Annotated in this window: 22 protein-coding genes; 8 read left to right on the top strand and 14 right to left on the bottom strand. The window is 61.2% G+C overall.

Annotated features, from left to right (window positions below):
* The first annotated feature begins 3 nt into the window (after positions 1-3).
* The 3 genes from AC2444_RS22300 to AC2444_RS22310 all read left to right on the top strand — a co-directional run bounded on the left by AC2444_RS22300 (position 4) and on the right by AC2444_RS22310 (position 1638).
* Positions 4-699 carry a helix-turn-helix transcriptional regulator gene (locus AC2444_RS22300; RefSeq protein ID WP_012759661.1) on the top strand — a complete coding sequence of 232 codons (696 nt, stop codon included), beginning with the start codon at positions 4-6 and terminating at the stop codon, positions 697-699.
* A 72-nt stretch (positions 700-771) separates the two neighbouring features.
* Entirely contained in the window at positions 772-1032 is a 261-nt protein-coding gene (locus AC2444_RS22305; protein ID WP_012759662.1) for a hypothetical protein, read from the top strand.
* A gap of 237 nt (positions 1033-1269) precedes the next feature.
* A complete protein-coding gene (locus AC2444_RS22310; RefSeq protein WP_003555800.1) occupies positions 1270-1638 on the top strand; it encodes a VOC family protein in 369 nt (122 codons plus the stop codon).
* Between the two features lie 130 nt (positions 1639-1768).
* Here AC2444_RS22310 and AC2444_RS22315 read toward each other — a convergent pair whose 3' ends face one another.
* Both AC2444_RS22315 and AC2444_RS22320 read right to left on the bottom strand, forming a co-directional pair.
* The gene (locus AC2444_RS22315) at positions 1769-2623 is read right to left on the bottom strand and encodes a prephenate dehydratase (RefSeq protein ID WP_003544355.1); all 855 of its coding nucleotides are present in this window, start codon (positions 2621-2623) and stop codon (positions 1769-1771) included.
* Between the two features lie 10 nt (positions 2624-2633).
* On the bottom strand, positions 2634-3389 hold the full coding sequence (locus AC2444_RS22320) for a 3-deoxy-manno-octulosonate cytidylyltransferase (RefSeq protein ID WP_012759663.1): 756 nt from the start codon (positions 3387-3389) through the stop codon (positions 2634-2636).
* Between the two features lie 154 nt (positions 3390-3543).
* Here AC2444_RS22320 and AC2444_RS22325 point away from each other — a divergent pair, with 154 nt between their 5' ends.
* Positions 3544-4107: a c-type cytochrome gene (locus AC2444_RS22325; protein ID WP_012759664.1), complete on the top strand. Its 564-nt coding sequence runs from the start codon at positions 3544-3546 to the stop codon at positions 4105-4107.
* A gap of 120 nt (positions 4108-4227) precedes the next feature.
* Here the strand turns inward: AC2444_RS22325 and AC2444_RS22330 are convergent, their stop codons facing one another.
* Positions 4228-5175 carry an AEC family transporter gene (locus AC2444_RS22330; RefSeq protein ID WP_012759665.1) on the bottom strand — a complete coding sequence of 316 codons (948 nt, stop codon included), beginning with the start codon at positions 5173-5175 and terminating at the stop codon, positions 4228-4230.
* A gap of 514 nt (positions 5176-5689) precedes the next feature.
* On the opposite strand from AC2444_RS22330, the gene AC2444_RS22335 reads away from it, so the two are divergent.
* On the top strand, positions 5690-6682 hold the full coding sequence (locus tag AC2444_RS22335; RefSeq protein WP_012759666.1) for an adenosine kinase: 993 nt from the start codon (positions 5690-5692) through the stop codon (positions 6680-6682).
* Here the strand turns inward: AC2444_RS22335 and AC2444_RS22340 are convergent.
* Positions 6675-7214: an SH3 domain-containing protein gene (locus tag AC2444_RS22340; protein WP_012759667.1), complete on the bottom strand. Its 540-nt coding sequence runs from the start codon at positions 7212-7214 to the stop codon at positions 6675-6677. The two genes, AC2444_RS22335 and AC2444_RS22340, sit on opposite strands and share 8 nt — an antisense overlap.
* A 184-nt stretch (positions 7215-7398) precedes the next feature.
* Between AC2444_RS22340 and AC2444_RS22345 the strand changes: the two genes are divergently transcribed.
* Positions 7399-8400, top strand: a complete 1002-nt coding sequence (locus AC2444_RS22345; protein WP_012759668.1) for a 2-hydroxyacid dehydrogenase — start codon at positions 7399-7401, stop codon at positions 8398-8400.
* A gap of 13 nt (positions 8401-8413) precedes the next feature.
* On the opposite strand, the gene AC2444_RS22350 is transcribed toward AC2444_RS22345, so the two are convergent.
* Genes AC2444_RS22350 through recF form a run of 3 tightly spaced genes read right to left on the bottom strand, consistent with a single transcriptional unit; the run spans position 8414 to position 10844 of the window.
* Positions 8414-8902, bottom strand: a complete 489-nt coding sequence (locus tag AC2444_RS22350) for a GNAT family N-acetyltransferase (RefSeq protein ID WP_012759669.1) — start codon at positions 8900-8902, stop codon at positions 8414-8416.
* Positions 8899-9723 carry a molybdopterin-synthase adenylyltransferase MoeB gene (locus AC2444_RS22355; protein ID WP_012759670.1) on the bottom strand — a complete coding sequence of 275 codons (825 nt, stop codon included), beginning with the start codon at positions 9721-9723 and terminating at the stop codon, positions 8899-8901. The genes AC2444_RS22350 and AC2444_RS22355 overlap by 4 nt, the downstream gene beginning before the upstream one ends.
* Positions 9720-10844, bottom strand: coding sequence for a DNA replication/repair protein RecF (gene recF, locus AC2444_RS22360; RefSeq protein WP_012759671.1), 1125 nt, complete (start codon positions 10842-10844; stop codon positions 9720-9722). Before recF ends, AC2444_RS22355 begins: the two co-directional genes overlap by 4 nt.
* Positions 10845-11313: 469 nt before the next feature.
* On the opposite strand from recF, the gene AC2444_RS22365 reads away from it, so the two are divergent.
* Positions 11314-11679, top strand: coding sequence for a helix-turn-helix domain-containing protein (locus AC2444_RS22365; protein ID WP_003544369.1), 366 nt, complete (start codon positions 11314-11316; stop codon positions 11677-11679).
* Between the two features lie 160 nt (positions 11680-11839).
* Here the strand turns inward: AC2444_RS22365 and AC2444_RS22370 are convergent, their stop codons facing one another.
* The 7 genes from AC2444_RS22370 to AC2444_RS22400 form a co-directional block, all read right to left on the bottom strand.
* Positions 11840-12040 carry a hypothetical protein gene (locus tag AC2444_RS22370; protein ID WP_012759672.1) on the bottom strand — a complete coding sequence of 67 codons (201 nt, stop codon included), beginning with the start codon at positions 12038-12040 and terminating at the stop codon, positions 11840-11842.
* Positions 12041-12352: 312 nt separating this feature from the next.
* Positions 12353-13480, bottom strand: a complete 1128-nt coding sequence (gene dnaJ, locus AC2444_RS22375) for a molecular chaperone DnaJ (protein ID WP_012759673.1) — start codon at positions 13478-13480, stop codon at positions 12353-12355.
* 86 nt (positions 13481-13566) lie between these two features.
* Positions 13567-15483: a molecular chaperone DnaK gene (gene dnaK, locus AC2444_RS22380; protein ID WP_012759674.1), complete on the bottom strand. Its 1917-nt coding sequence runs from the start codon at positions 15481-15483 to the stop codon at positions 13567-13569.
* Positions 15484-15867: 384 nt separating this feature from the next.
* On the bottom strand, positions 15868-18207 hold the full coding sequence (locus AC2444_RS22385; protein ID WP_012759675.1) for a transglycosylase domain-containing protein: 2340 nt from the start codon (positions 18205-18207) through the stop codon (positions 15868-15870).
* A gap of 203 nt (positions 18208-18410) precedes the next feature.
* Positions 18411-18632 (bottom strand): hypothetical protein, encoded by a 222-nt coding sequence (locus tag AC2444_RS22390; RefSeq protein ID WP_012759676.1) that lies wholly within the window; start codon positions 18630-18632, stop codon positions 18411-18413.
* 504 nt (positions 18633-19136) lie between these two features.
* A complete protein-coding gene (locus AC2444_RS22395) occupies positions 19137-19811 on the bottom strand; it encodes an SH3 domain-containing protein (protein WP_012759677.1) in 675 nt (224 codons plus the stop codon).
* A gap of 388 nt (positions 19812-20199) precedes the next feature.
* Complete coding sequence (locus AC2444_RS22400) at positions 20200-21588, bottom strand: dipeptidase (protein ID WP_012759678.1); 1389 nt, start codon at positions 21586-21588, stop codon at positions 20200-20202.
* A gap of 214 nt (positions 21589-21802) precedes the next feature.
* Between AC2444_RS22400 and AC2444_RS22405 the strand changes: the two genes are divergently transcribed.
* Positions 21803-24142 carry a bifunctional diguanylate cyclase/phosphodiesterase gene (locus AC2444_RS22405; protein WP_012759679.1) on the top strand — a complete coding sequence of 780 codons (2340 nt, stop codon included), beginning with the start codon at positions 21803-21805 and terminating at the stop codon, positions 24140-24142.
* Positions 24143-24231 lie beyond the last annotated feature (89 nt).

Here is a 24231-nt window from a genome sequence, read left to right on the forward strand (position 1 = left end):
GCCATGCCGGTCGCCCGCTCGGAACGGCTGCTGACGCTGCTCCAGACGCTCCGGCGTTACCGGCGACCGGTGACCGGAACGGTGCTGGCACAAGAGACCGGGGTGAGCCTGCGCACGCTCTATCGCGATATTGCCAGCCTGCAGGCCCAGGGCGCGATGATCGAAGGCGAAGCCGGCATCGGCTATGTGCTGAAGCCCGGCTTCATGCTGCCGCCGATGATGTTTTCCGAAGAAGAGCTGGAGGCATTGGTGCTCGGCTCGCGCTGGGTGGCCCGCGCCGCCGAGCCGCGCCTTGCCGGTGCCGGCGCCGATGCACTGGCCAAGATTGCCGCCGTGCTGCCGGCCGATATGCGCGAGATGATCGATTCGGCAGCGCTTTTTGTCGGTCCCAAACGCAGGGACGAGGACAAGGCTGACGTTTCGGCCATCCGCAGGGCGATCCGCCTGGAGCGTATCCTCGAACTGCATTATGGCGACGAGCAAGGCCGTATCTCACGCCGCCGCGTCTGGCCTTTCGGGCTCGGCTATTATGAGCATGTGCGCGTCCTCATGGCCTGGTGCGAACTGCGCCAGGATTTTCGCCATTTCCGCACCGACCGCATCATCGACATGGCGTTGCATGAGGGGCGCTATCCGCGCCGCCGCACGGTGCTCCTCAAGGAATGGCGCGAGACGCAGGACGTACCGATCGAGAGCTGAACGCTGCTGCCATAAACTGTCAGCAGGAGGGGTTATTATCAGTACCAATCCAACAGGAAAGGAGTACTGATCATGGTAACGCCTCCAGCCATTCATTTCGCGAACGACCGTTTTACTGCCGAGTCCTTTGCCGATGTCATTTCGGCCGAGACTTTTGCCGATGTCCGCCAGTCAGCGCGCTCCGGCCTGCTGGACTTGTTGATGAACGTTTTCCGATTTCGCAGGGGAGAGCGCACCAGCCTCGACCTTGACGCGACTCCGGACTACCTGAAGCGCGACCTTGGCTTCATGGATGGACGCGACCCGCATTGCGAGGACCGTTACCCGCTCTAAATCATGTCGCGCAAAAGTGCGCCGCGGTTTTGCGACAACGACATGCGTAAAAACAAAGACCTAAAGCGCCAGGAGCGAATCTGAAGATCGCGACGCTTTAGGCCACCCTAGCCTTATCAACATTCCACCCGACGAGAACGGGGGCGTTGCGACCGCTGCGCCCTCTGCACTCTGCTGCCATCCATTGTCAGCAGGTGATCCCTCGCGGCGCCATTCTACAACAACGGGAGAACCGAAATGACCAGCCCCAATCTCATTATTCTTTACGTCAAGGACCCAGGTGAAAGCGCCAGCTTCTACCGGAACCTGCTTAATCGCGAACCGGCCGTGGAGGCGCCGAATTTCGTCGCTTTTCCGCTTGAGGGCGGCTTCACGCTCGGTCTCTGGCGGCGCAGCAAGGTCGAACCGCAGCCCTCCGCCATCGGCAATCGCGGCGAAGTGGCCTTCATGGTCGAGGGAGAAAATGCTGTCGCCAGGCACTACGAAGACTGGCGCCAGCGCGGCCTGCCGATCGCCCAGGAACTGACCGAACTGGATTTCGGCCCGACCTTCGTCGTGCTCGATCCGGATGGGCATCGGCTGCGTGTCTGTGAGCCGGATAAATAATTTAAGGGACACGCGAGGCCTGTCGAGAGCATGATGCCGAAAAGTGTGAGCGGTTTTCGGACAACATCATGCTCCAACTATTAATTTAGACAGGATGATTTTAGGCCGACCCGGCCTGAAATCATCCTGTCTAAAGCAGGCCTCGCATCGCATGCCCCTTGTAGACGCCGAGGATGCGCACTTTCTCGGAAAAGAACCGCAGTTCCTCCAATGCCCGGCGCACGTTCGGATCGTTCGGATGGCCTTCGATATCGGCGTAAAACTGCGTCGCCACGAATTTTCCGCCGAGCTGGTAGCTTTCGAGCTTCGTCATGTTGATGTTGTTGGTGGCAAAACCTCCGAGCGCCTTGTAGAGCGCGGCCGGAATGTTGCGGACGTTGAAGACGAAGGTGGTGACGACCTTTTCTTCCGCCGAATTCCGTTGCGCCCATTCCTCGTCGCGGGACAGAACGACGAAACGGGTCACATTGTTTTCCGTATCCTCGACATTTTCGGCGATGATCTCGAGCCCGTAGAGATCGGCGGCAAGGCGGGGCGCCAAGGCGGCCATCGAGCGGTCGCCGGTTTCCTGCACGAGCTTTGCCGCCCCTGCGGTATCGCCGGCGATCACCGGTTTCCAGCCATTGGCGCGAACAATCTTGCGGCACTGGCCGAGCGCGTGGATATGGCTGTGGACCGTGCGGATCTCGTCCTTGGTAACACCGGGCAGTACCATCAGCTGGAAGCGAATCGGCATGAAATATTCGCCGATGATGTGCAGCCGCGACTCCGGCAGCAGATGGTGGATATCGGCGACGCGCCCGGCGATCGTGTTCTCGATCGGGATCATCCCGATATCGGCATCGCCGTTGTCGACCGCCGTGAACGCATCCTCGAAGGTCTGGCAGGGCAGCGGCTCCATGGTCGGAAACATGTCGCGGCTGGCCATGTCGGAATTGGCGCCGAATTCGCCCTGGAAGGCGATCCTGTTGGTCTTGATGTTCATGATGGTTCCGTCAGTTCGACTTTGCGGAGAGGATGCGCCGCGCTTTTTCGAGGTCGGCGGGAGTATCGACACCGAGCGGAACCGTGTCAACGATCTCGGCGTCGATGCGCATGCCGGCTTCCAGCGCCCGCAGCTGCTCCAGCGATTCGCGCTTTTCGAGTGTCGAGGGACCGAGCGAGACGAACCGTTCCAGTGCCGTACGCCGATAGGCATAAAGGCCGATATGATGGTAGAGCGGCCCCTGGCCGTAAGGCGCGGTTGCGCGCGTGAAGTAGAGCGCGTGCAGCCGGTTGCCGGAAATCGGCGAGCCGACAATCTTGACGATGTGCGGCGCGGTCTTGTCCTCGTCGTTGTCGATTTCGGTTGTCAGCGTTCCGATATCGACCGCCTCGTTCTCGAGCGGGCGCAAAGCCGCGCGCACTGTTTCCGGATCGATCGTCGGCAGATCGCCCTGGACGTTGACGATGATTTTCGCCTTGCCCTCCGGATCGACTTTCGTCAGCGCCTCAAAGATCCGATCGGAACCCGACTGGTGATCCGTGCTGGTCATGACGACTTCGAAGCCGGCGGCGGCCACCGCATCGAACACTCGGGCGTCGTCGACGGCGACGACGACACGGCCGATGGCTGCCTCCCTGGCGCGCAGCGCCACCTGAACGATCATCGGCAGACCGCAAATATCGGCCAACGGCTTGCCCGGAAGCCGGGTGGAGGCCATGCGCGCCGGGATCAATACGAGCACACCGTCTAAATTTGAATCACTCATTGTTCGGGCCTTCTATTCCGGGCTGAAAAGTGTCAAAAAGTCTCACGCACAAGACCATTTAGACAGTTGCAACGATCAACCAAAAGACATAGGTTCCGCGCGATTTCAAGATGGTCCGGTTTATGGTCTGCCGGCTGCAAGGGGAGCATTGCAGATGAATTCATACGTCAATACGGCCGTCGGGGCGCTGCTCGGAACGATTTTCGTTCTGATGTCGGTCTCCATCGCGTCCGAAGGGATCTTCCATTCCGAAGCACCGGAAAAGGAAGGTTTCGCGATCGTTGCCGAAGAGGCGCCCGCCGCTGGCGGCGAGGCTGCGCCTGCCGTTGCCGTTCCGATCGCGCAATTGCTCGCTTCTGCAGATGCCAAGGCCGGTGAAACGGTCTTCAAGAAGTGTCAGGCCTGTCATGACGGCACCAAAGGGGGACCGAACAAGGTCGGTCCCAACCTCTTTGGTGTCGTAGATCGCCCGATCGCCTCGCATGCAGGCTTCGCCTATTCCGCTCCCATGAAGGATTTCTCCAAGGGCAGCAGCGAGAAGTGGACCTTCGAATATCTCAACAAGTTCCTGCTGGCACCGAAGAAGGACGTCCCGGGCACCGCCATGGGCTTTGCCGGTTTGGCGAAGGATCAGGACCGCGCCAACGTCATTCTCTACCTGCACACGCTCGCCGATTCGCCGGTGCCGCTGCCGGATCCGAACGCCGCGACCCAGTGACGCGGCAGACAATCGGATGACATCGAAGCCCGGCCCGCAAGCCGGGCTTTTTGCTGTGCAGAGAACCAATTAAAACATGTCGCGCAAAACTGTGCAGCCGTTTTTAGACTACGACGCGCTTCAGGCGCCGAGGAAATAGGCCCAGAGCGAGACCGTGATGGCGCCGAGCGCCGTCGTCACGGTGATCGTCGAGGCGGCGAGGCTGTGACCGACGCCGAAGCGATTGGCGATCAGCCAGGCGTTGACGCCTGTCGGGACGGAGGAGGTCAGCACGATCGCTGCCGTCCATTCGGGGCTGAGACCGAGGAGACGGCTCGCCGCCCACACGCAGCCAGGCAGCAGCAGCAGCTTCAGGCTTGAGGTGACGCTGGCGATGCCGAGATTGCCGGAGACACCGTATCTCTCCAGCGCCATGCCGAGCGATATCAGCGCCGCCGGGCCGGCAATGCCGGCGATCTGCCCGACGACCGTTGCCAGCGTCGTCGGCATGGTGAGACCGGAAAGGTGCATGGCCATGCCGGCCGCAAGGCCGATCACCAGCGGGTTGCGCACGAGATTGACCGCGATCTGGCGGAGCACGAGCATCATGCTGCGATCGCTTTTGCCGGCGATCTTGCGCTCCGCATGCTCCATCAACACCGTGCCGGCGACCATCATCACGGGCAGATGCACGGCAAGCAGGATCGACAGCGCCACCAGCCCTTCGTCGCCGACGGTCCGCTCGACGAGCGGCAGGCCGATGAAGATATTGTTGGCGAAGGCCGAGGAGACGCCGGCCAGCACGCCGATACGTTCGTCGCGGCCGAAGAGCCGTGTCGCGGCGATATGGCCGGCTGTCCAGGTGATGGCGACGCCGGAAAAGTAGACGACCCAGAGACGAAAAGGCGAGGCGCCATGAAAATCCGCCTCGGCGATGGTGCGGAAAAGTAGAAGCGGCACGGCGATCTTGAAGACGAATTCGCTGAGCGCTTCGCCGACATTCGACGCCATCAACCCGCTGCGGACGATCACCCAGCCGATGAGAATCAGGATGAAGATGGGAAGGACGTCGAGAATGATGGCTGACATAGGGGAGGCTGCTCTGCGCGGGGGAATATTCGACGTCTACAGCGCCGCGCGTCTTTTCAGGCGCGCAAAGGACGCTGTAGCACTTTGAATTGCTGCATAATTCCTTAAATCGATTCCGATTTAAGGAATTATGCAGTAGCAGCAAACTGCTTGGATTGAAAAGGCAACCGCCGTCCAATCAGGCGCATCGGCAAAACAAAAAAAGCGGGCATAGCCCGCTTTTCCGCTCCGGCCTTGCCGGATACCCGGATCACGAAGCTGCCAGTTCATCCGTGGTCAGCAACGCGCCGGTAAGATCGAAGGGATCATCCCTCGTGCGCCCGGCTGCAACTGAAAGCTGCTCATGCCGGTCTTCTTGCGAGCATTTCTAGATTTCGAAAGTGACAGGGACATGACGAATAGGCGGCACTTTTGCGAAGAAATAGAGAGGCCATCCACCATTTATCCTTCCAAACCGCGGAAATTTCGCTAAGACCAAACCCCGGCTATCACAAACTCCGGGACCCCCCATTTCATGACAAGATTCGATGTTCTGACAGTCGGCAACGCAATCGTGGATATCATTGCCCGTTGCGACGACCAGTTCCTCATTGACAACCAGATCACCAAGGCGGCGATGAACCTCATCGATGCCGAACGCGCCGAACTCTTGTATTCGCGCATGGGACCGGCGCTCGAAGCTTCCGGCGGCAGCGCCGGCAACACGGCGGCGGGCGTTGCCAGCCTCGGCGGCAAGGCTGCCTATTTCGGCAATGTCGCCCAAGACCAGCTCGGCGACATCTTCGCGCACGACATCCGCGCCCAGGGCGTCCACTACCAGACCCGGCCGAAGGGCACCTTCCCGCCGACGGCGCGTTCGATGATCTTCGTCACCGAGGACGGCGAGCGTTCGATGAACACCTATCTCGGCGCTTGCGTCGAGCTCGGCCCGGAGGATGTCGAGACCGACGTCGTGGCCGACGCCAAGGTTACCTATTTCGAAGGATATCTCTGGGATCCGCCACGCGCCAAGGAAGCGATCCTCGATTGTGCCCGCATCGCCCATGAAAACGGCCGCGAAGTGTCGATGACGCTGTCGGACAGCTTTTGCGTCGGCCGCTATCGCGACGAATTCCTCGATCTGATGCGCTCAGGCAAGGTCGATATCGTCTTCGCCAATCGCCAGGAGGCGCTGTCACTCTACGAGACCGACGATTTCGAAGAGGCGCTGAACAGGATCGCGGCCGATTGCAAGATCGCCGCCGTCACGATGAGCGAGGACGGTGCCGTCATCCTCCAGGGCAAAGAGCGTTATTACGTCGACGCCATCAGGATCAGGGAAGTGGTCGATACGACAGGCGCCGGCGATCTGTTCGCCTCCGGCTTCCTCTATGGCTATACGCAGGGCCGTTCGCTTGAGGATTGCGGCAAGCTCGGTTGCCTGGCTGCCGGCATCGTCATCCAGCAGATCGGCCCGCGTCCGATGAGCTCGCTTTCCGAGGCCGCCAAACAGGCAGGGCTTATTTGAAGGCTTCGCCGGGATAGGCGCCCCAGATCTCCGACTGCGCCACCCAGCCAGAGGCGCCGTCGGATTCGGCGCGGCACCAGTCGCCGTTGCATTCGCCGATCGTCAGCATCACGCCGGGTTCGAGCTTCGCGACGATCGAGGCGGAGGGCTGCGCCTCGCGGCGCAGATTGACATAGATGCCCTTGCCCTTGGTCTTCATCCACGGGGCGGCGATCGCCGCGCGCTGGCCTGACAGCAGCGACTGGTTGACCCAGCCTTCGGTGCCGTCGGCATCGCGGATACGGCGCCAATTGTCGTATTCCTGGATAATCTCCACCGGCAGGCCAGATTTCAGGTACATCCACGACACGGCGTAATCCGTTCCCGGACCGATGCGCAGGTTGACGCGCTTGGATTTCAGCGTGACGAAACGCGGCAATGGCAGCCCGCTTGGCCCCTTGGCCGCCTGCGCATGGGCGAACTCGACGCTTCCCATGGATGCAGCCAGAACGATGGCAAGGGCGAGGCAGGACGTCAGGACTTTGCTGCGCATGGAAGTTTCCGTTTGCTCGAATTCGCGGGCAGGCCCGGCCTGTTCGCGGTCCGGGCTCTGACATTCCCCGGCTGCACCACGAGTTTTGTTTGTCTTCGCGTGCGGGTCTGGTAGAAAATGCCCGGATGGGAAAATTATCACCCCTCTTGGTTAAAGACCTCTGAACAAGGCACCACAGGCAGCCATGACAGCGAAGAAAAAACCCAAGGTCTACATCACCCGCAAGCTGCCGGATGCCGTCGAAACCCGGATGCGCGAACTCTTCGACGCCGAGCTGAACATCGACGACGCGCCGCGCTCCGTTGCCGAGCTGATCGCCGCGGTCAAGACCGCCGACGTGCTGGTGCCGACCGTCACCGATCGCATCGACGCGGCGCTGATCGAAGAGGCGGGACCGCAGATGAAGCTGATTGCGAGCTTCTCCAACGGCACCGATCACATCGACGTCGAGGCGGCGGCGCGCAAGGGCATCACCGTCACCAACACGCCGAACGTCCTGACAGAGGACACCGCCGATATGACCATGGCGCTGATTCTCGCTGTTCCGAGAAGGCTCGGCGAAGGTGCGCGCGTGCTGACCGACAAGCCGGGCGAGTGGGCAGGCTGGTCTCCCACCTGGATGCTCGGCCGGCGCATTCACGGCAAGCGCATCGGCATCGTCGGTATGGGCCGCATCGGCACGGCAGTGGCCCGCCGTGCCAAGGCTTTCGGCCTGTCGATCCACTATCACAACCGCAAGCGCGTCAATCCGGCCGTCGAGGACGAACTGGAGGCGACCTATTGGGAAAGCCTCGACCAGATGCTCGCCCGCGTCGACATCGTTTCGATCAATTGTCCGTCGACGCCGGCGACCTTCCACCTGATCTCGGCCCGCCGTCTGGCGCTGCTGCAGCCGACAGCCTATCTCGTCAACACTGCGCGCGGCGACGTGGTCGATGAAGCTGCACTGATCAAGTGCCTGAGGGAGGGCCGGATCGCCGGCGCCGGCCTCGACGTCTTCGAAAACGAGCCCGCCGTCAACCCGAGGCTCATCAAGCTCGCCAATGAGGGCAAGGTCGTGCTGCTGCCGCATATGAGTTCGGCGACGATCGAAGGCCGCATCGACATGGGCGACAAGGTCATCATCAATATCCGCACCTTCATCGACGGTCACAGGCCGCCGAATCGGGTACTGCCGGGTCGTTGAAGAATGCTGTAAGTCAGGCGACGCAGATTGGAGGCGCAAGAACCTTGCGCATTTCGACGAACGTCGTCCTGGCAAAACCGGGATGCGCCTTTTCGGCGGTTCTGGAAAATCCCCAGGCGGCAAAGACGGCGTGATTGTCGGTGAGTTCGATGCGCGTTTCCAGCCGCAAGGCGGGAAGGCCGAGCGCCGCAGCCGTCTCCTCGGCAATCGTCAGCAGCCGCTTGCCGAGGCCCTTGCCCTGTACCTCAGGCAGGACGGCGAGCTTGCCGACATAGAGACAATCGGCCTCCGGCCGCAGGAAGAGGCAGCCGATCAGTTTTTCGCCGTCGATGGCGACATGGCCGATCTCGGTCCTGGCCTTTTCGGCCAGTGATTCCGTCGTCAGCTTGAGCGCCGAAGATGGCGGGTCGATCCTGCCGTTCATCGAGGCGAAGGAGGCGAGGATGAGTGTCAGCAATTCGTCCCAGCGCGTGAAGGTCTGATTAAGAGAAATAATCGTCATCCGGCCTGTCTCTGTGTCGTACGGCGTCGTTTGTAGCGGATGGTGTCGAACCGGGCCGAGAGCGCGTCGTAGAGCAGCAACCGTCCGACCAGCGGTTCACCGGTGCCCGTGACGAGCTTGATTGCCTCCATTGCCATCATCGTGCCGATGACGCCGGTCAGCGCGCCGATGATCCCGGCCTCGGCGCAGGCGGGAATCAACCCGGCCGGCGGCGCTTCCGGAAACAGGTCACGATATCTGGGGTTGGGCGTTCCGTCCTCAGCCGTCTCATAGGGCTTGAGAACAGTCAGCGAACCGTCGAAGCGCCCGACGGCGCCGGTGACGAGCGGGATGCGCCCTTCATCCGCGGCATCCGCGGCGGCATAACGGGTGTCGAAATTGTCGGAGCCGTCGATCAGCAGATCGAAACCGGAGAGCTGACGGCGGCCCGCCTCCGGGGAGAAGCGTTCCTCGAAGCGGATCAACCGGACATGCGGATTGAGCCTGGCGATGGCGAAGGCGGCACTCTCCGTCTTCAATTCGCCGATCGTGCCGGAATCATGGATCACCTGGCGCTGCAGGTTCGACAGCGACACCCGGTCGTCGTCGACGATACCGAGCGTGCCGACGCCGGCTGCGGCCAGATATTGCAGGACCGGCGCACCGAGACCGCCGGCGCCGATCACCAGCACCCGGGCGGCTTTCAGTTTCTGCTGGCCGGCGCCGCCGATCTCGGGCAGCAGGATATGGCGGTGATAGCGCGCGATTTCTTCCGGGCTGAGCGGTTCCATGGCGCCGATGTTATCATGACGCCCGACGCCGGGAAAAGCTGCCTCCGTCATTCGAACACTCTTCCGTCGGAAACCGTGAAAAACTGCGCCCTGTCGCCGAGTGCCGCAAACATCGCGCGATCCGTTCCGGTCATGAAGGACTGGCCGCCGAGCCCGTCGATAAGGTCGAATAGCGCGGCGCGGCGGCCCTCATCGAGATGCGCCGCGATCTCGTCGAGCAGCAGAATCGGCGCATGGCCGGTGAGGTTGCCGACGAGCCGCGCATGCGCAAGCACCAGGCCGACTAGCAGCGCTTTCTGCTCGCCGGTGGAGCAACGCTCCGCCTCCATCGCCTTTTCGCGGTGATGCACGATGAGATCGGCCCGATGCGGCCCCTCGAGCGTGCGCCCTGCGCCGGCATCGCGGTAGCGGCTCTCCGCCAGCATCGCCGCGTAGTCATCTTCGAGGTCGACCGAGGGGCGCGAGAACTGACCGTCCATGAAGCCCGAGAGCTGCAGCGCTGCCGAAGGGAAGGGCGAGCTTTCCCGTGTTTCCTCGATCAGCCGGGTCAGCAGGCCGAGCATCTCCTGCCGGGCGAGCGCCATGGCGATGCCGAGGCTTGCCATCTGCTCCTCGATGCCAGCAAGCCAGGAGGGATCAAAGCGCCCTTCGTCCAGCAATTTGTTGCGGCTGCGCATGGCGCGCTCGAAATCGCTGGCGCGGCGGCCATGGGCGGGATCGAGCGACAGCACCAGCCGGTCGAGAAAGCGGCGTCGGTCGGAAGAGGCGCCGGTAAAGAGGCCGTCCATTGCCGGTGTCAGCCAGAGAAGGCGCAGATGGTCGGTGAGTTCGTCGGCAGTCTTTGCCGTCGTGCCATTGATGCGCAGCCTGCGGGCGGTGGTCTCCTCGCTCGTTTCGATGCCGGTGCCGATCTCGACGTCGCCTTCCATGCCGTCGAGTGCGGCGAAGATCGAAAAACCGCCGGCGGCGCCGACACGGGTAATGTCGCCATAGGCCGCGCGGCGCAGACCGCGGCCAGGCGAAAGCAGAGAAACTGCCTCCATGAGATTGGTCTTGCCGGCGCCGTTGTCTCCCGTCAGTACGGCATGCCGACCATCAAGGGTAAGGGCCGCCGCCGCATAGTTGCGGAAGTCTGTCAGCTTCAGACGGGAAAGAGAAACCTTGTGCGGCATCGAATGTCCGGAATCGTAAAGCGTGACAGCTAAGCCGAAGCGGCGCTGATGGCAAGGCTGGCAGCTCTTTGGCCGTGGATCGCGCACCATCGGCGCTGCGGGAAATTAAGTCTTTGATGGTATGTAGGGACGCAGCGGCTGGCGCCACACAGGACATATATTCCAGATGATCCCGTGACCAAAGCCCTTGTGTCCGACATCCCCCCGATGGAACGACAGCCATGGCACTTTCGAAATTCGGTTAAAAATACAACCACCGGAGATGGTTTGACATCGCCAAACCGATCCCGTCGACAGTCATTGGCAATGTCTTCCAGCGCCGGATATTCAAGGTTTGCCGCCATCCCTTAAGGCTATTGACGTTACGTAATGCCCAAAAAAAGTCGGTTGAATTTTGCAACTGCAGGGTTGAGTTATCTGGCGCAGACGATATGGTAAACGAACCGTTTATGTATAAGAGAGTGATGAAGTGCCAGATCCGGTTGATATTATCGTCGGTCGCAACGTCAGACAGTTTCGCGCCCTTCGCCGTGTTTCCCAGCTCGAGCTTGGCGAAGCACTCGGACTGACTTTCCAGCAGATCCAGAAATACGAAAAGGGGGCGAACCGCGTTTCCGCCAGCAAGCTGCATCAGATCGCGGTTTTTCTCGACGTCGAGATCTCTGCTCTCTTCGAGGGTGCCGGCATGTCGCCATTCGGCAGCCGCGTCGAACTCAGCCCCGACGCCTATGCGCTCGCGCTGAGCTACGACAAGCTGAACTCACCGGCAGGCAAGGAAGCGGTCAAGACGATCGTCACCCTCATGACGGGCGAAGCGGCCGAAACCGCCGCCTGATTCCACTGGGCAATCAGGATTCCCACGGAAAAGCACGACCTATTCAAGATCTGGATGATTTCCGGACACGTGCAGGTGTGCATGTGGTCTTGGAGGGATGACGTGCATCAGGACAAAGACCGGTAGCAGACCGCCTGATTGAGGTTCGATGCCGCGCGCTTCAGTGAATCTCGCATTCGTGCAGCGCCATCAGCAGATCGTCCTGCGTCTGGTGGCCGGCATGATAGAGGTCGATCGCGATGCTGGCGATGGAAAGGCCTTGCTGGCTGCGAAGCTTGATGTTGCGCTCGGCGCACCATGTGTAGATGGCGCCGGCGAGAACGTCGACGTCTTCGGACTGAGATGAATAGGCTGGCGCCATGGTCGATACCCTTGGTTTGTTTGTTCCCGCTAGCGCTAAGGACGCTCTATCACTTTGATTTGGTGCATGACCCCGAAATCGATTCCGATTCTCGGGGTCATGCACTGACGGCAGAGACTGAATTCATTTGGAAAACTTGCAAGCGGCATCATCTGGCTGCGTTAACGCAAGTCGTCGTCCCGCCCGCCGCCGTATCGATCCGGGACAGATTCGCCGGCATGGACGGCGAATGTCGCAAATCAGGATTCTTAAAACAAAAAAGCCGGAAACGTTTCCGTCCCGGCTTTTCTTAATGGGCATGTCGGTCGCGGCTCAGCCTTCGAAGAATTCTTTCATGCGGGCAAAGAAGCCCGTCGATTCGGGATTATTCTCCTTGGAGGAAAGCTGCTCGAATTCCTGAAGCAGTTCGCGTTGGCGCTTGGTGAGCTTTTGCGGCGTCTCGATCTGGATCTGTATGTAGAGGTCGCCCGTCTGCACCGAACGCAGCACCGGCATGCCCTTGCTCTTGAGTCGAAACTGTTTGCCGACCTGCGTGCCCTCGGGCACCGTCACGCGCGACTTGGTGCCGTCGAGCGTCGCCACGTCGAAGGTGCCGCCGAGCGCCGCCGTCGTCATCGAGATCGGAACGGCGCAATAGAGATCGGCTCCGTCGCGCTGATAGAATTCATGCGGTTTGACGGACAGGAAGATATAGAGATCGCCCGCCGGTCCGCCCCGGGCGCCGGCCTCGCCTTCGCCCTGCAGGCGGATGCGGGTGCCGTCCTCGATGCCGGCGGGAATATTGACCGAGAGCGAACGCTCTTCCGTCACCCGGCCCTGGCCGTGGCACTTTGGGCAGGGATCGGGAATGATCTGGCCGCGGCCGTGGCAGGTCGGGCAGGTCCGCTCGATCGAGAAGAAGCCCTGTGCCGCGCGCACGCGTCCCGTTCCCTGGCAGGTGCCGCAGTTCTTCGGCTGCGTGCCGGGCTTGGCGCCTGAACCGGAACAGACGTCGCAGGTGATCGATGTCGGAACGCGGATCTGCGCCGTCTTGCCGGAGAAAGATTCTTCCAGCGTTATTTCCATGTTGTAGCGAAGATCGGCGCCACGCTCGCGGCCGCCCGACGAGCGCTGGCGCGCGCGCCCACCACCCATCATCTCGCCGAAGATATCCTCGAAAATGTCGGAGAAACCGCCGCCGGCAAATCCGCCGCCACCGCCGCCCATTCCGCCATGCTCGAAGGCCGCATGGCCATAGCGATCATAGGCCGCCCGCTTCTGCGGGTCCTTGAGCATCTCGTAGGCTTCGTTGATTTCCTTGAACTTCCGCTCGGCGTCCTTGTCATCCGGGTTCTTGTCCGGATGGAATTTCATCGCCAATTTGCGAAAGGCGCTTTTCAGCTCTTTCTCGTCCGCCGTCTTGGCTACACCCAGAGTTTCGTAAAAGTCCGCTTTTGCCATTAAGGATTAAACCCCGGAAATGGATTTTCCGGCTGCCATGGTGAGCAGCCGGATCAGGTGTTGAAGCATAACCACGCCGTCGCGGATTACGCGGACTTCTTGCGGTCGTCGTCCTTGATTTCCTCGTAGTCGGCATCGACGACATTGTCGCCGCCTTCCGCGGAGGCATCGCCAGCAGCGCCGCCTTCGGCCTGTTGTGCTTCATAGATCGCCTGGCCGAGCTTCATCGACACTTCCATCAGCGTCTGGGTCTTGGCCTTGATGTCGTCGGCATCGGGCTCCGATGCTTCCGACGCCGTCTTCAGCGCGGCGATCGCATCCGAGATCGCGGTGCGGTCGGCCTCGGAAACCTTGTCGCCATAATCCTTCAGCGACTTTTCCGAGGAATGGATCAGGCTTTCAGCCTGGTTCCGGGCTTCGACCGCCTCGCGGCGCTTCTTGTCTTCGCTGGCATGGGCTTCGGCATCCTTCACCATCTTCTCGATGTCGGAGTCGGAAAGACCGCCGGAAGCCTGGATGCGGATCTGCTGTTCCTTGCCGGTGCCCTTGTCCTTGGCTGAAACCTGCACGATGCCATTGGCGTCGATGTCGAAGGTGACTTCGATCTGCGGCATGCCGCGCGGCGACGGCGGCAGGCCGACGAGGTCGAACTGGCCGAGCAGCTTGTTGTCGGCAGCCATTTCACGCTCGCCCTGCGAAACGCGGATGGTCACAGCCTGCTGGTTGTCTTCGGCGGTCGAAAACGTCTGGCTCTTCTTCGTCGGGATCGTCGTGTTGCGTTCGATCAGGCGGGTGAAGACACCGCCGAGCGTCTCGATGCCGAGCGACAGCGGCGTCACGTCGAGGAGCAGGACGTCCTTGACGTCGCCCTGCAGAACGCCGGCCTGGATGGCGGCGCCAAGCGCCACGACTTCATCCGGGTTGACGCCCTTGTGCGGCTCTTTGCCGAACAGCTGCTTGACGACTTCTTGCACCTTCGGCATGCGGCTCATGCCGCCGACGAGAACCACTTCGTCGATTTCGGCAGCGGTGACACCGGCATCCTTGAGCGCTGCCTTGCACGGCGCGATCGTGCGCTGGACGAGATCGTCGACCAGGCTCTCGAGCTTGGCGCGGGTCAGCTTCAGCGTCAGATGCTTCGGGCCGGAGGCGTCGGCGGTGATGAACGGCAGGTTGATTTCGGTCTGCTGCGAGGACGAAAGCTCGATCTTTGCCTTTTCCGCAGCTTCCTTGAGGCGCTGCAGGGCAAGCTTGTCGTTCTTCAGGTCGATGCCGTTGTCCCTCTTGAACTCACCGACGAGATATTCGACGAGACGCATGTCGAAGTCTTCACCGCCGAGGAAAGTATCGCCGTTGGTGGACTTCACTTCGAAGACGCCGTCACCGATCTCGAGGATCGAAATATCGAAGGTGCCGCCGCCAAGGTCGTAGACGGCAATCGTCTTGCCTTCTTTCTTGTCGAGGCCGTAGGCTAGCGCTGCGGCGGTCGGCTCGTTGATGATGCGCAGGACTTCAAGACCAGCGATGCGGCCGGCATCCTTGGTGGCCTGGCGCTGCGCGTCGTTGAAGTAGGCGGGAACGGTGATGACGGCCTTCTCGACCTTTTCGCCGAGATAGGATTCGGCGGTTTCCTTCATCTTCTGAAGGATCATCGCGGAAATCTGTGCGGGCGAGTAGCCCTTGCCATTGGCTTCGACCCAGGCGTCGCCATTGTCGCCCTTGACGATGGTGAAGGGAACGAGGTGCTTGTCCTTCTCGACGGTCGGATCTTCGTATCGGCGGCCGATCAGGCGCTTGACTGCAAAGAGCGTGTTCGTCGGGTTGGTGACTGCCTGGCGCTTGGCCGGCTGGCCGACGAGGCGTTCGCCATCTTCGGAAAATGCCACCATGGAAGGGGTCGTGCGTGCACCTTCCGCATTCTCGATAACCTTCGCGTCCTTGCCGTCCATGACTGCGACGCAGGAATTCGTCGTTCCAAGGTCGATACCAATTACTTTTGCCATGTCATTCTCTCCTTGAAGCAAGCTGTCGGAACCCCGAGAAGGCATTTCCCTGACAGCCCCTTACGGGATGGGTCTACTTGAGATTACGCAATCGTGATTGCGGTGATGCGGCGTATATAAGGAGCGGTTTTCTGGACTGCAAGGCGAGAAATGCCCCGGAATCCAGCAAAACGAATGTGTTGCGTTCAATTTTTACAGTAGCCGGGAAAGAGGTCGCCCCATGTCCGGAAAGCGGTCGTTTTTTACGGCATGTCGCGCAAAACTGTGTGGCGGTTTTGCGACAACGACATGCGTAAAACAAAGACCTTAAGCGCGAGGCGCGAATCTGAAAGATTGCGGCGCGCTTTAAAGCATCGGGCGTGTGCCGGACATGCAGCAAAGATCTCACTGGCCCATGATCAGATCGAGCAGCGTCGTGCGCCGCGGCTGGACGGAAGAGGTTGTCTGCGCGCCCCCGACATCGCCGGGTGGAACCATGCCCTCATAGTTCGGACCCCCGCCTTCGGCAATGTCTGCGGGCGGAACCGGGCCGCCATTGCCGAAGCTTGCCCCTTGCTGCCGGGCAGGCGCTTGCGGATAGCGGTTTGCATTGTCGTCGCCGCCGAAGACGCCGGAAATAATGCCGCCGATCGTCGAAGGCGGCGCTTCGGCCGTCATCGGTTGCCCGCTGCCCAACTGCCCATTGCCCGGTGCCTCAGCCATTGGCTGACCATTGTTCGGATCGGCGATCAACTGGCCGTTGCCGAAGAGAGGTGCCGGCGAAAGACCCTTGTGGGCGGCGATCATGAATTCCTTCCAGGCCTTGGCGGGCAAGCCGCCGCCGGTCACCTTCTTCATCGGCTTGCCGTCGTCATTGCCGAACCAGACGCCCGTGGTCAGGTTGCTGGTGAAACCGACGAAGAGCGCGTCGCGCGAATTCTGCGTCGTGCCGGTCTTTCCCGCCGCCTGCCAACCGGGGATCTTGGCGCTTTTCCCGGTGCCGCTCTCGATGACGCCCATCATCATCGTATCCATCTGGGCGACGATCTGCTCGGAGAGCACGCGCGGCGGGCTGTCATAGGTATTTTCGTAGAGAACCTTGCCCTCGGCCGTCGTCACCCGGCGGATGACGTGCGGCGTCGCCTTGTAGCCGCCGTTCATGAAGGCGGCATAGGAGGCGGTGAGTTCCATCAGCGACACTTCGGACGTGCCGAGCGCGATCGAGGCATTCGGCTGCAGCTCGCTTTCGATGCCGAGCCGGTGGGCAAGCTTGATCACCTGATCCGGCCCGTCATACATCACCAGCTGCGCAGCCACCGTGTTCAGCGATTTGGCAAGCGCGGTCGCCAGCGTCACTTCGCCATTGTATTTTTTTTCGTAATTTTCGGGCGTCCAGTCGCCGATCCGGATCGGCGCGTCGTTGAACACCGAATACGGCGTCAGCCCCTTCTCGAGTGCTGCGGCATAGACGAAGGGCTTGAACGAGGAACCCGGCTGGCGTTTGGCCTTGACGGCGCGGTTGAACTGGCTCGTCGCATAATCCCTGCCGCCGACGAGCGCTCGGATCGCGCCGGTGCCGTCGATCGAGACGAGGGCCGCCTGCGAGGCGTCGAGCTTGCCGCCCTCCTTGTCCAGTACGTCGACCAGCGATTGCTCGGCCTTCTTTTCCAGCGACTTGTCGATGGTCGTATCGACGATGACGTCTTCCTTGACGTCGCCGATCAGACCCGGCAGCTCGTCCATCACCATGTCGGCGACATAGTGCCCGGCGCCCGACCAGTAGCTCTTGGCCGAAGCCGGGGTCTGCGACATCGCCGTCTTGACCTCGGAATCGGTGATGAAACCCTGCTCGCGCATCGCCGCGAGCACGAGCTGGGCGCGGGCATTCGCCGCATCGGCATCGCGGGCCGGTGAAAGCCGCGACGGCGCCTTGAGCAGGCCGGCCAGCACCGCGGCCTCGCCGAGGTTTACGTCACGCGCCGATTTGTTGAAGTACCGGCGCGAGGCGGCCTCGACGCCATAGGCGTTCGATCCGAAGAACACCCGGTTGAGATACATGGCAAGGATCTGGTCCTTGGTGTATTTCTGCTCCAGCCAGAGCGACAGCAGCACTTCCTGCACCTTGCGTTCCAGCGTTCTCTCGGGGGAGAGGAAGAGGTTCTTGGCAAGCTGCTGCGTCAGCGTCGAGCCACCCTGCACCATGTGACCAGCCGTGAGATTGGTCACGACAGCCCGGCCGAGGCCGAGCGGATCGACGCCGAAATGCGAATAGAAACGCCGATCTTCGATGGCGATGACGGCTTCCGGAATATAGGGCGACATGTTTTCGAGCGACAGCGCCTCGCCGCCGGTGGCACCGCGATTGGCGATGACGCTACCGTCGACGGCGGTGATCTTGACGTTCGGCGGCCGCTCCGGGATTGCCCATGTGCTGGCGCTCGGCATGCGCGAGCCATAATAGACCACAAGCCCGGCAACGCCGATGCCGGCCCAGATGAAAAGCACGACGCACCAGTAGATCACACGGCGCAGGAAGCCGAAAAAAACGCCGCCTTCACGCTCCCGCGGCTCGCGCCGCCGCCGGGGGGCGGCGCGTTGCGGCGGGGGTTTCGAGCCGCCGCGGCGCTGAGATCGGCCTCCGGCGATGCGATCGTCGGCATCGAGCGAGAATTCGTCATCGTCGCGCGCCGGGCGGCCGCTGAAGGAGGGTTCTATTCTGTCGCCTGATCTGCCTCTGCCTGCCATCGCGGACCGGTCACACCCCATGTTCGATCGCGAAGCCAACTTCGCATAACGATCCTCTTCTGCAGCGCCGCGCGTCTTTCCAGACGCACAAAGCGCGCTGCAGCAGGCACCGTGATCACCCGACTGAACTGTAAATGCGGCGATTTAACGGGGTGTTAACAATGGAAAGTAAAGCATATCGCGCCGGGCGACAGTATTGGCCTTCAGAACTGCCGGGCCTCGTAATCGTCGAGCGTTTCCGGGTCCTGCTTATATTCCCACTCGCCCAGATGAAAGCGACGCCAGATCTGGCCGGAAGGGTTGAGGTTCGCCCCATCGGTAAGGCGTACAGGCAGGAGTGTGTTATGTTTATGCCAAACGGTAACATCTATGGCGGCTGCCCGAGGGGCGAAAAGCCCGAAGAAAGCCAGGTAGTCTTGCGTCATCAGGGTCCAGCCTCGAACGGATTAAAATCAATCCGCAACTTCACAAAACTGCATTAAAGAATTCCGCAAAACAAGAGCCTCGCGATGGCTTCACATCAAATTGTCGGTGACCGCATTCGGGGATCGATGCTTCCCCCGCGGCGCCTGTCTTGCGCTCGCCGGCGAAGCGGCGCGCGTCGTGAAAACAAAGGCCCGAAGTCTGTGGCGTGAGTTACGTGCGATACGACATACATTACCGCGCCGCGCGTCTTTTCGAGACGCCTAAAGGACGCTCCGATTTAAGGAATTATGCAGCAGGCGGAACCAATAGGCTTCGCGATTGTTTATGGAGAAGCGGGACAACCCCTCACGTCCCGCGAATGATCGGCCGTCTCCCCTCAACGCGCGCCGATCGACATCAGGCCCGGTGCATCCCTCCCAAGGGAGCGCCGGGCTTTTTCTTGGGTGTTTCCCTTTGGCTTGGCAAACCTCAAAAGAGGACGGCGCTGCCGTGCCCTTTCTGTTTCATTCGTCGCAGGAGGGATCGCCGGGGCGGCAATCAAAGTCCCTGCGGTCCGGCCTGCGATCATCGCCTCTCCGGTCGTCCCTCTGCCGTTCACCTCTTTGCCGATCGTCCCGTTGCCGATCGTCCCTTTGATTGTCGCCGCGCCAGTCGTGATCGCGGTCGCGCCCATCTCGGTCGCCATCCCGCTCGCGCCAGTTACGGTCGCGATCCCGGTTATCCCGATCTCGGTCGCGATCCCGATCCCGATTGTCGCGGTCGCGGTAGTAATAATCCGGGCCGCGGCTCCAGCGGTCACGGTCGCGATAGAAATCGCGGTTGCGGTAGTAACGGTCCCAATAATTGTCGACGCTGAAGCGAATCATCGGAATGCCGAGCGGACGGTAATATTGCGGGCCGACATAGACGCGGCGCTGCTGGTAGAGGGCCTGCACATACTGGCCGGAAACCCAGCCGCGGCCGCCGTAGAATTCCACGTCGCACCAGTTGACGTCGGAAAGGCATCCGCGGATCTCGACGGAGGAACCGGCGGGTATGACGGTAACGGCAGGATATCGGGTGCTCGGACCGGCACGCATGTTGACGTTCGCCGTCGAATAGCCCTCGGCAGCCTGCGCTATGGCGGGAGCCAGCATAAGCATGCCGGCGGCTGCGATTTTAACGATGAGATTTTTCACGCTTCTCAGTCCTTGTTGGCACGTTTTTCAGGCAGCGCTTGGCCGCGTTTCCTTGGCATATGCCATTGAAACAAAAGACAGAGCGATCGCCCGCAGGTGTAAGGGGCTATCATTCACCTTATCTTTCAATGGCTTATATGTCGCTCGCGATGAACGCAGCTTGAACGGCGAATGTCTGTCAGCGCCTTGGAGCCGCGAGTGGTGCTGTCGGGCTTTGTTAACGGTTCGTTAACCTTTCGGCGGCAATCTCGTTGCAATACCCGCTTGCTCTTTGACCACGGATGAACTGGCACTGAGGTGAGCGGATGACGAAAGGCCGGGTCGAACCGGCCTTTTTGTTTCTTGCGATTTTGCTAGAGCGCCGGCTTGCAAGGCGAGCCACGTCTGTTCAGGCGGCGAGCGCCTGAAGAATCCGCACCCAGGAGCGGATGCCCTTGTGGTAGGAGACGAGTTCGTATTTCTCGTTCGGCGAGTGGATGCGATCATCGCTGAGGCCGAAGCCGACGAGCAGCGATTCCATGCCGAGCATCTTCTGGAAATCTCCGACGATCGGGATCGACCCACCCATGCCGATGACAATGGCGGGTTTCGGCCACTCGTCGGAAAGCGCGTTCTTGGCCTTGGTCAGAACAGGTGAATCATAGGAGAGGTGGATCGCCGGCGAGCCGCCATGCGGATGGAACTCGACCGAGCAATCGGCGGGAATCTTCGCGCTGATATAGCTGCGGAAGGCCTCGCGAATGGCGGCCGGATCCTGCGTGCCGACGAGACGGAACGAAACCTTGGCCGAAGCCTTGGCGGCGATCACCGTCTTGAAGCCTTCGCCGGTATAACCGCCCCAGATGCCGTTGATTTCGGCGGTCGGCCGCGCCCAGGTGAGTTCCAGCACCGAACGGCCCTTTTCGCCGGATGGAATGGAGAGGCCGACTTCGCCGAGGAAGCTCTCCGCGGTCTTGCCGAGCGTCTCCCATGACGCCTTGATGTTTTCAGGCGTTTCCTCGACGCCTTCATAGAAACCGTCAAGCGTAATGCGGCCCGTCTCGTCATGCAGGCCGGCAAGAGCCTCGACGAGAATATGGATCGGATTGGCGGCCGCGCCGCCGAAGAGACCGGAATGCAGGTCGCGGTCGGCGGCCGTCACGACCACTTCCTCGCCGACGAGGCCGCGCAGCGCTGCGGCGATCGCCGGCGTGTCGCGGTCCCACATGCCGGTATCGCAGACCAGCGCATAATCGGCCTTGAGCTCGGCGGCATTGGCTTCGAGGAAGGGCTTCAGGGACGGCGAGCCGGACTCCTCCTCGCCCTCGAAGAGGATGGTGACGCGGCAGGGAAGCGCGCCGTTGATCTCCTTATAGGCCCGGCAAGCCTCGACGAAGGTCATCAACTGGCCCTTGTCGTCGGAGGTGCCGCGGCCGGTCAGGATCTTGCGGCCCTCGCCGACATCCTTGATCGATGGCTCGAAGGGGTCGTTTTCCCAGAGTTCGATTGGGTCGACCGGCTGAACGTCGTAATGGCCGTAGAAGAGAACATGCGGCGCATCGGCGGACGCGCCAGCATGATGGGCGACGACCATCGGATGGCCTGGCGTATCGCGCACCGAGGCCATAAAGCCGAGCGTCCCGAGATAAGCGACGAGCCATTCCGCAGCCTTTCGGCATTCGGCTTTAAAAGCGGGATCGGTGGATATCGACTGGATCCGCAGAAGCTCGAACAGCTTGTCGAGGCTCGATGGAAGGTTCTGATCCGCGCGCGCAAGCACCTGACGTACATCGGTCATTTTCGACTCCTTTTTGAAATTCGGCCGGACGATAGACCAAACCAGAAAGGCAGGCGAGGCGGAAAAACAAAAAATCGGCGGCGCGAAAGACCGGCGGGGCATAGACTAATATCAAGAAGATTTGCTGGATAATATAAACGAGAATTCTAATTCAATTTACCGTTATTTAGCACAAGCTAAATAGCCTGACCGAATTCAGCTGTGCGAGGGGCAGATGTTTTCGGTCATTACATGTATTCGGGACAACCACGATTGGCGGCTGGTGCTTGCGGCGGCCGCCGTCTGCCTGGTCGGCGCTATGGCGGCTATGCTGCTGCTTTCCCGTGCCCAGGAATGCGATGCCGGGCGGCGCAAGCTCTGGATCGGCGCCTCGGCCTTCGCTTTTGGCACCGGCGTATGGGCAACGCACTTCATCGCGATGCTGGCCTATGACGGCGGCATGCCGATCGGCTACCAACTGGGCCTGACGACGCTTTCTTTCCTCCTGTCGGTTGTCGGTTCGTGGGCGGCGATCCTCGTCGCTTCGGAAAGCCGCGGCAGGTTTTCTCGTATCCGCGGCGGGGTCCTGATGGCGCTCGGCATCGCCTCCATGCACCTGACCGGCATGCAGGCGATCGAAACGCAGGCGGTCATCCTTTATGATCCCTTCATGACGCTGAGTGCGGTTCTCGCAGGAGCGCTGTTGTCGAGCGCCGCCTTCCACACCTTTTTCCAATTGAAGGGACTGCGGCGGCTCCTCGCCTCGTCAATCACTTTCGTCCTTGCGATCTGCGCGCTCCATTTCATCTCGATGGCTAGCATCACGCTCGTGCCGGATCTCGGGAAAGAGGTTCCGGCAACGGTGCTCGACGCCAGCCTGCTTGCTGCGATCGTCGTGGTGGCGGCAACGATGCTCATTCTGATTGCGCTCGCCGTGGTCTTTGTCGAAAGCCACCTGACGGATCTGAGGGGGCTCGCGAATGCCTCGCAGGAAGGGCTGCTGATTCTGCGGGAAGGCCGGATCATCGATGCCAATGAACGCTTCCAGGGGCTTTCCGGCTGGAAGCTTGCCGGTCTTGCCGGTAAGGCGCCCTCGGCTGTTTTGACCGCTGTTCAGGGGACTGGGCAGAACAGATCCAGCGAGACGCTGCTCAACACCAGGAACGGCAGGGAGATCGCCGTCGAAGTGACCACGAGCAGGATCGTCTATCGCGGGCATAATTGTGAGGTGCTGGCGGTGCGTGATCTCACCGAGCGCAGGCAGGCCGAGGAGATGATCGAGCATCTCGCCCACCACGACGTGCTCACCGATTTGCCGAACAGGTCGCTGTTCGATACCCGCATCCGGCAGGCACTGCAGATGGCCGAACGAAAGAACAGCGAGGTTGCCCTCTTCTATCTCGACCTCGATCGCTTCAAGGCCGTCAACGATATCTTCGGTCATGCTGAAGGCGACCGCATTCTCCGTAAGGTCGCCTCGATCCTGCGCCGCGTGGCCGATGAGAGCGATACGATCGCCCGCCTCGGCGGCGATGAATTCGCCATCATTCAGCTCGCCGGGCAGCAGCCGGCGGCGGCGCAAAAGCTTGCGGCTGATATCCTCGGCGAATTCGCCGCCGAGATGGACACGGCACGTGACCCGACCGCCGTCGGCGTCAGTGTCGGCATCGCACTCTATCCCGCGGATGGCATGGCTGCTGAAGAACTCTGCAACAATGCCGATACTGCACTCTACCGCGTCAAGCATGACGGTCGCGGCAAGGTCTGTTTCTTCGACGCGGAAATGGATAAGGCGGCACGGAACCGCCGCCAGATCGAAAGCGAACTGCGCCATGCGATCGTCCGCAACCAGATCCATGTCAGCTATCAGCCGATCCTCGATGCGCTGAGCGGCGAGATCGGTGGCTACGAGGCCCTGATGCGCTGGAACCGGCCAGGTCACGGCTTGACCGAGCCCGATATCTTCATCCCGATCGCCGAGGAAAGCGGCTCGATCGTCCAACTCGGCGAATGGGTGTTGCAGCAGGCCTGCAGGGAGGCTGTGCGCTGGCCGCTGCCGTTGATGATCGCCGTCAATCTCTCGCCGGTGCAATTCATGCTGCCGAACCTCTGCGAGCGGATCGAGGCGATTCTCGCCGAAACCGGGCTTGCGCCCAGCCGGCTGGAGCTCGAGATCACCGAGGCGGCCCTCATTCGCGATCGCGACCGGGTAATGACGACGCTGCTGCGGCTGCACAAGCTCGGTGTGCACATCGTCATGGATGATTTCGGCACCGGTTTTTCCTCGCTTTCCAACCTGCGTTCATTCCCTTTCGACAAGATCAAGGTCGACCGCAGTTTCACCGGCGTGCTGGAACATGATGCGGCGGCGCGCTCGATCGTGCGCGCCATCATCGGCCTTGGTCATAGCCTCGGCATGCCTGTCGTGACGGAGGGCGTGGAAACCGAGATGCAGCGCCGGATCGTCGTCGAGGAAGGCTGCACGCAAGTACAGGGCCTTTTACTCGGCAAGCCGGATATCGAGCCGAGCATCAAGCTTGCCGCCCACGAAAACGTGCTGACCGCGCAGATCTAAACCGGCGTGCCGTCGCTGCGACGCGCACAGGGTGCTGGCGAGTGATCTTACAGCGCCGCGCGTCTTTTCAGACGCGCAAAGGACGCTGT

It is taken from the genome of Rhizobium sp. WSM1328 (assembly GCF_057653715.1).

Coding starts and splice junctions, on each gene's coding strand:
- AC2444_RS22300 (WP_012759661.1), top strand. CDS start 4: ATGCCGGTCGCCCGCTCGGAACGGCTGCTGACGCTGCTCCAGACGCTC.
- AC2444_RS22305 (WP_012759662.1), top strand. CDS start 772: ATGGTAACGCCTCCAGCCATTCATTTCGCGAACGACCGTTTTACTGCC.
- AC2444_RS22310 (WP_003555800.1), top strand. CDS start 1,270: ATGACCAGCCCCAATCTCATTATTCTTTACGTCAAGGACCCAGGTGAA.
- AC2444_RS22315 (WP_003544355.1), bottom strand. CDS start 2,623: ATGAACATCAAGACCAACAGGATCGCCTTCCAGGGCGAATTCGGCGCC.
- AC2444_RS22320 (WP_012759663.1), bottom strand. CDS start 3,389: ATGAGTGATTCAAATTTAGACGGTGTGCTCGTATTGATCCCGGCGCGC.
- AC2444_RS22325 (WP_012759664.1), top strand. CDS start 3,544: ATGAATTCATACGTCAATACGGCCGTCGGGGCGCTGCTCGGAACGATT.
- AC2444_RS22330 (WP_012759665.1), bottom strand. CDS start 5,175: ATGTCAGCCATCATTCTCGACGTCCTTCCCATCTTCATCCTGATTCTC.
- AC2444_RS22335 (WP_012759666.1), top strand. CDS start 5,690: ATGACAAGATTCGATGTTCTGACAGTCGGCAACGCAATCGTGGATATC.
- AC2444_RS22340 (WP_012759667.1), bottom strand. CDS start 7,214: ATGCGCAGCAAAGTCCTGACGTCCTGCCTCGCCCTTGCCATCGTTCTG.
- AC2444_RS22345 (WP_012759668.1), top strand. CDS start 7,399: ATGACAGCGAAGAAAAAACCCAAGGTCTACATCACCCGCAAGCTGCCG.
- AC2444_RS22350 (WP_012759669.1), bottom strand. CDS start 8,902: ATGACGATTATTTCTCTTAATCAGACCTTCACGCGCTGGGACGAATTG.
- AC2444_RS22355 (WP_012759670.1), bottom strand. CDS start 9,723: ATGACGGAGGCAGCTTTTCCCGGCGTCGGGCGTCATGATAACATCGGC.
- recF (WP_012759671.1), bottom strand. CDS start 10,844: ATGCCGCACAAGGTTTCTCTTTCCCGTCTGAAGCTGACAGACTTCCGC.
- AC2444_RS22370 (WP_012759672.1), bottom strand. CDS start 12,040: ATGGCGCCAGCCTATTCATCTCAGTCCGAAGACGTCGACGTTCTCGCC.
- dnaJ (WP_012759673.1), bottom strand. CDS start 13,480: ATGGCAAAAGCGGACTTTTACGAAACTCTGGGTGTAGCCAAGACGGCG.
- dnaK (WP_012759674.1), bottom strand. CDS start 15,483: ATGGCAAAAGTAATTGGTATCGACCTTGGAACGACGAATTCCTGCGTC.
- AC2444_RS22385 (WP_012759675.1), bottom strand. CDS start 18,207: ATGGCAGGCAGAGGCAGATCAGGCGACAGAATAGAACCCTCCTTCAGC.
- AC2444_RS22390 (WP_012759676.1), bottom strand. CDS start 18,632: ATGACGCAAGACTACCTGGCTTTCTTCGGGCTTTTCGCCCCTCGGGCA.
- AC2444_RS22400 (WP_012759678.1), bottom strand. CDS start 21,588: ATGACCGATGTACGTCAGGTGCTTGCGCGCGCGGATCAGAACCTTCCA.
- AC2444_RS22405 (WP_012759679.1), top strand. CDS start 21,803: ATGTTTTCGGTCATTACATGTATTCGGGACAACCACGATTGGCGGCTG.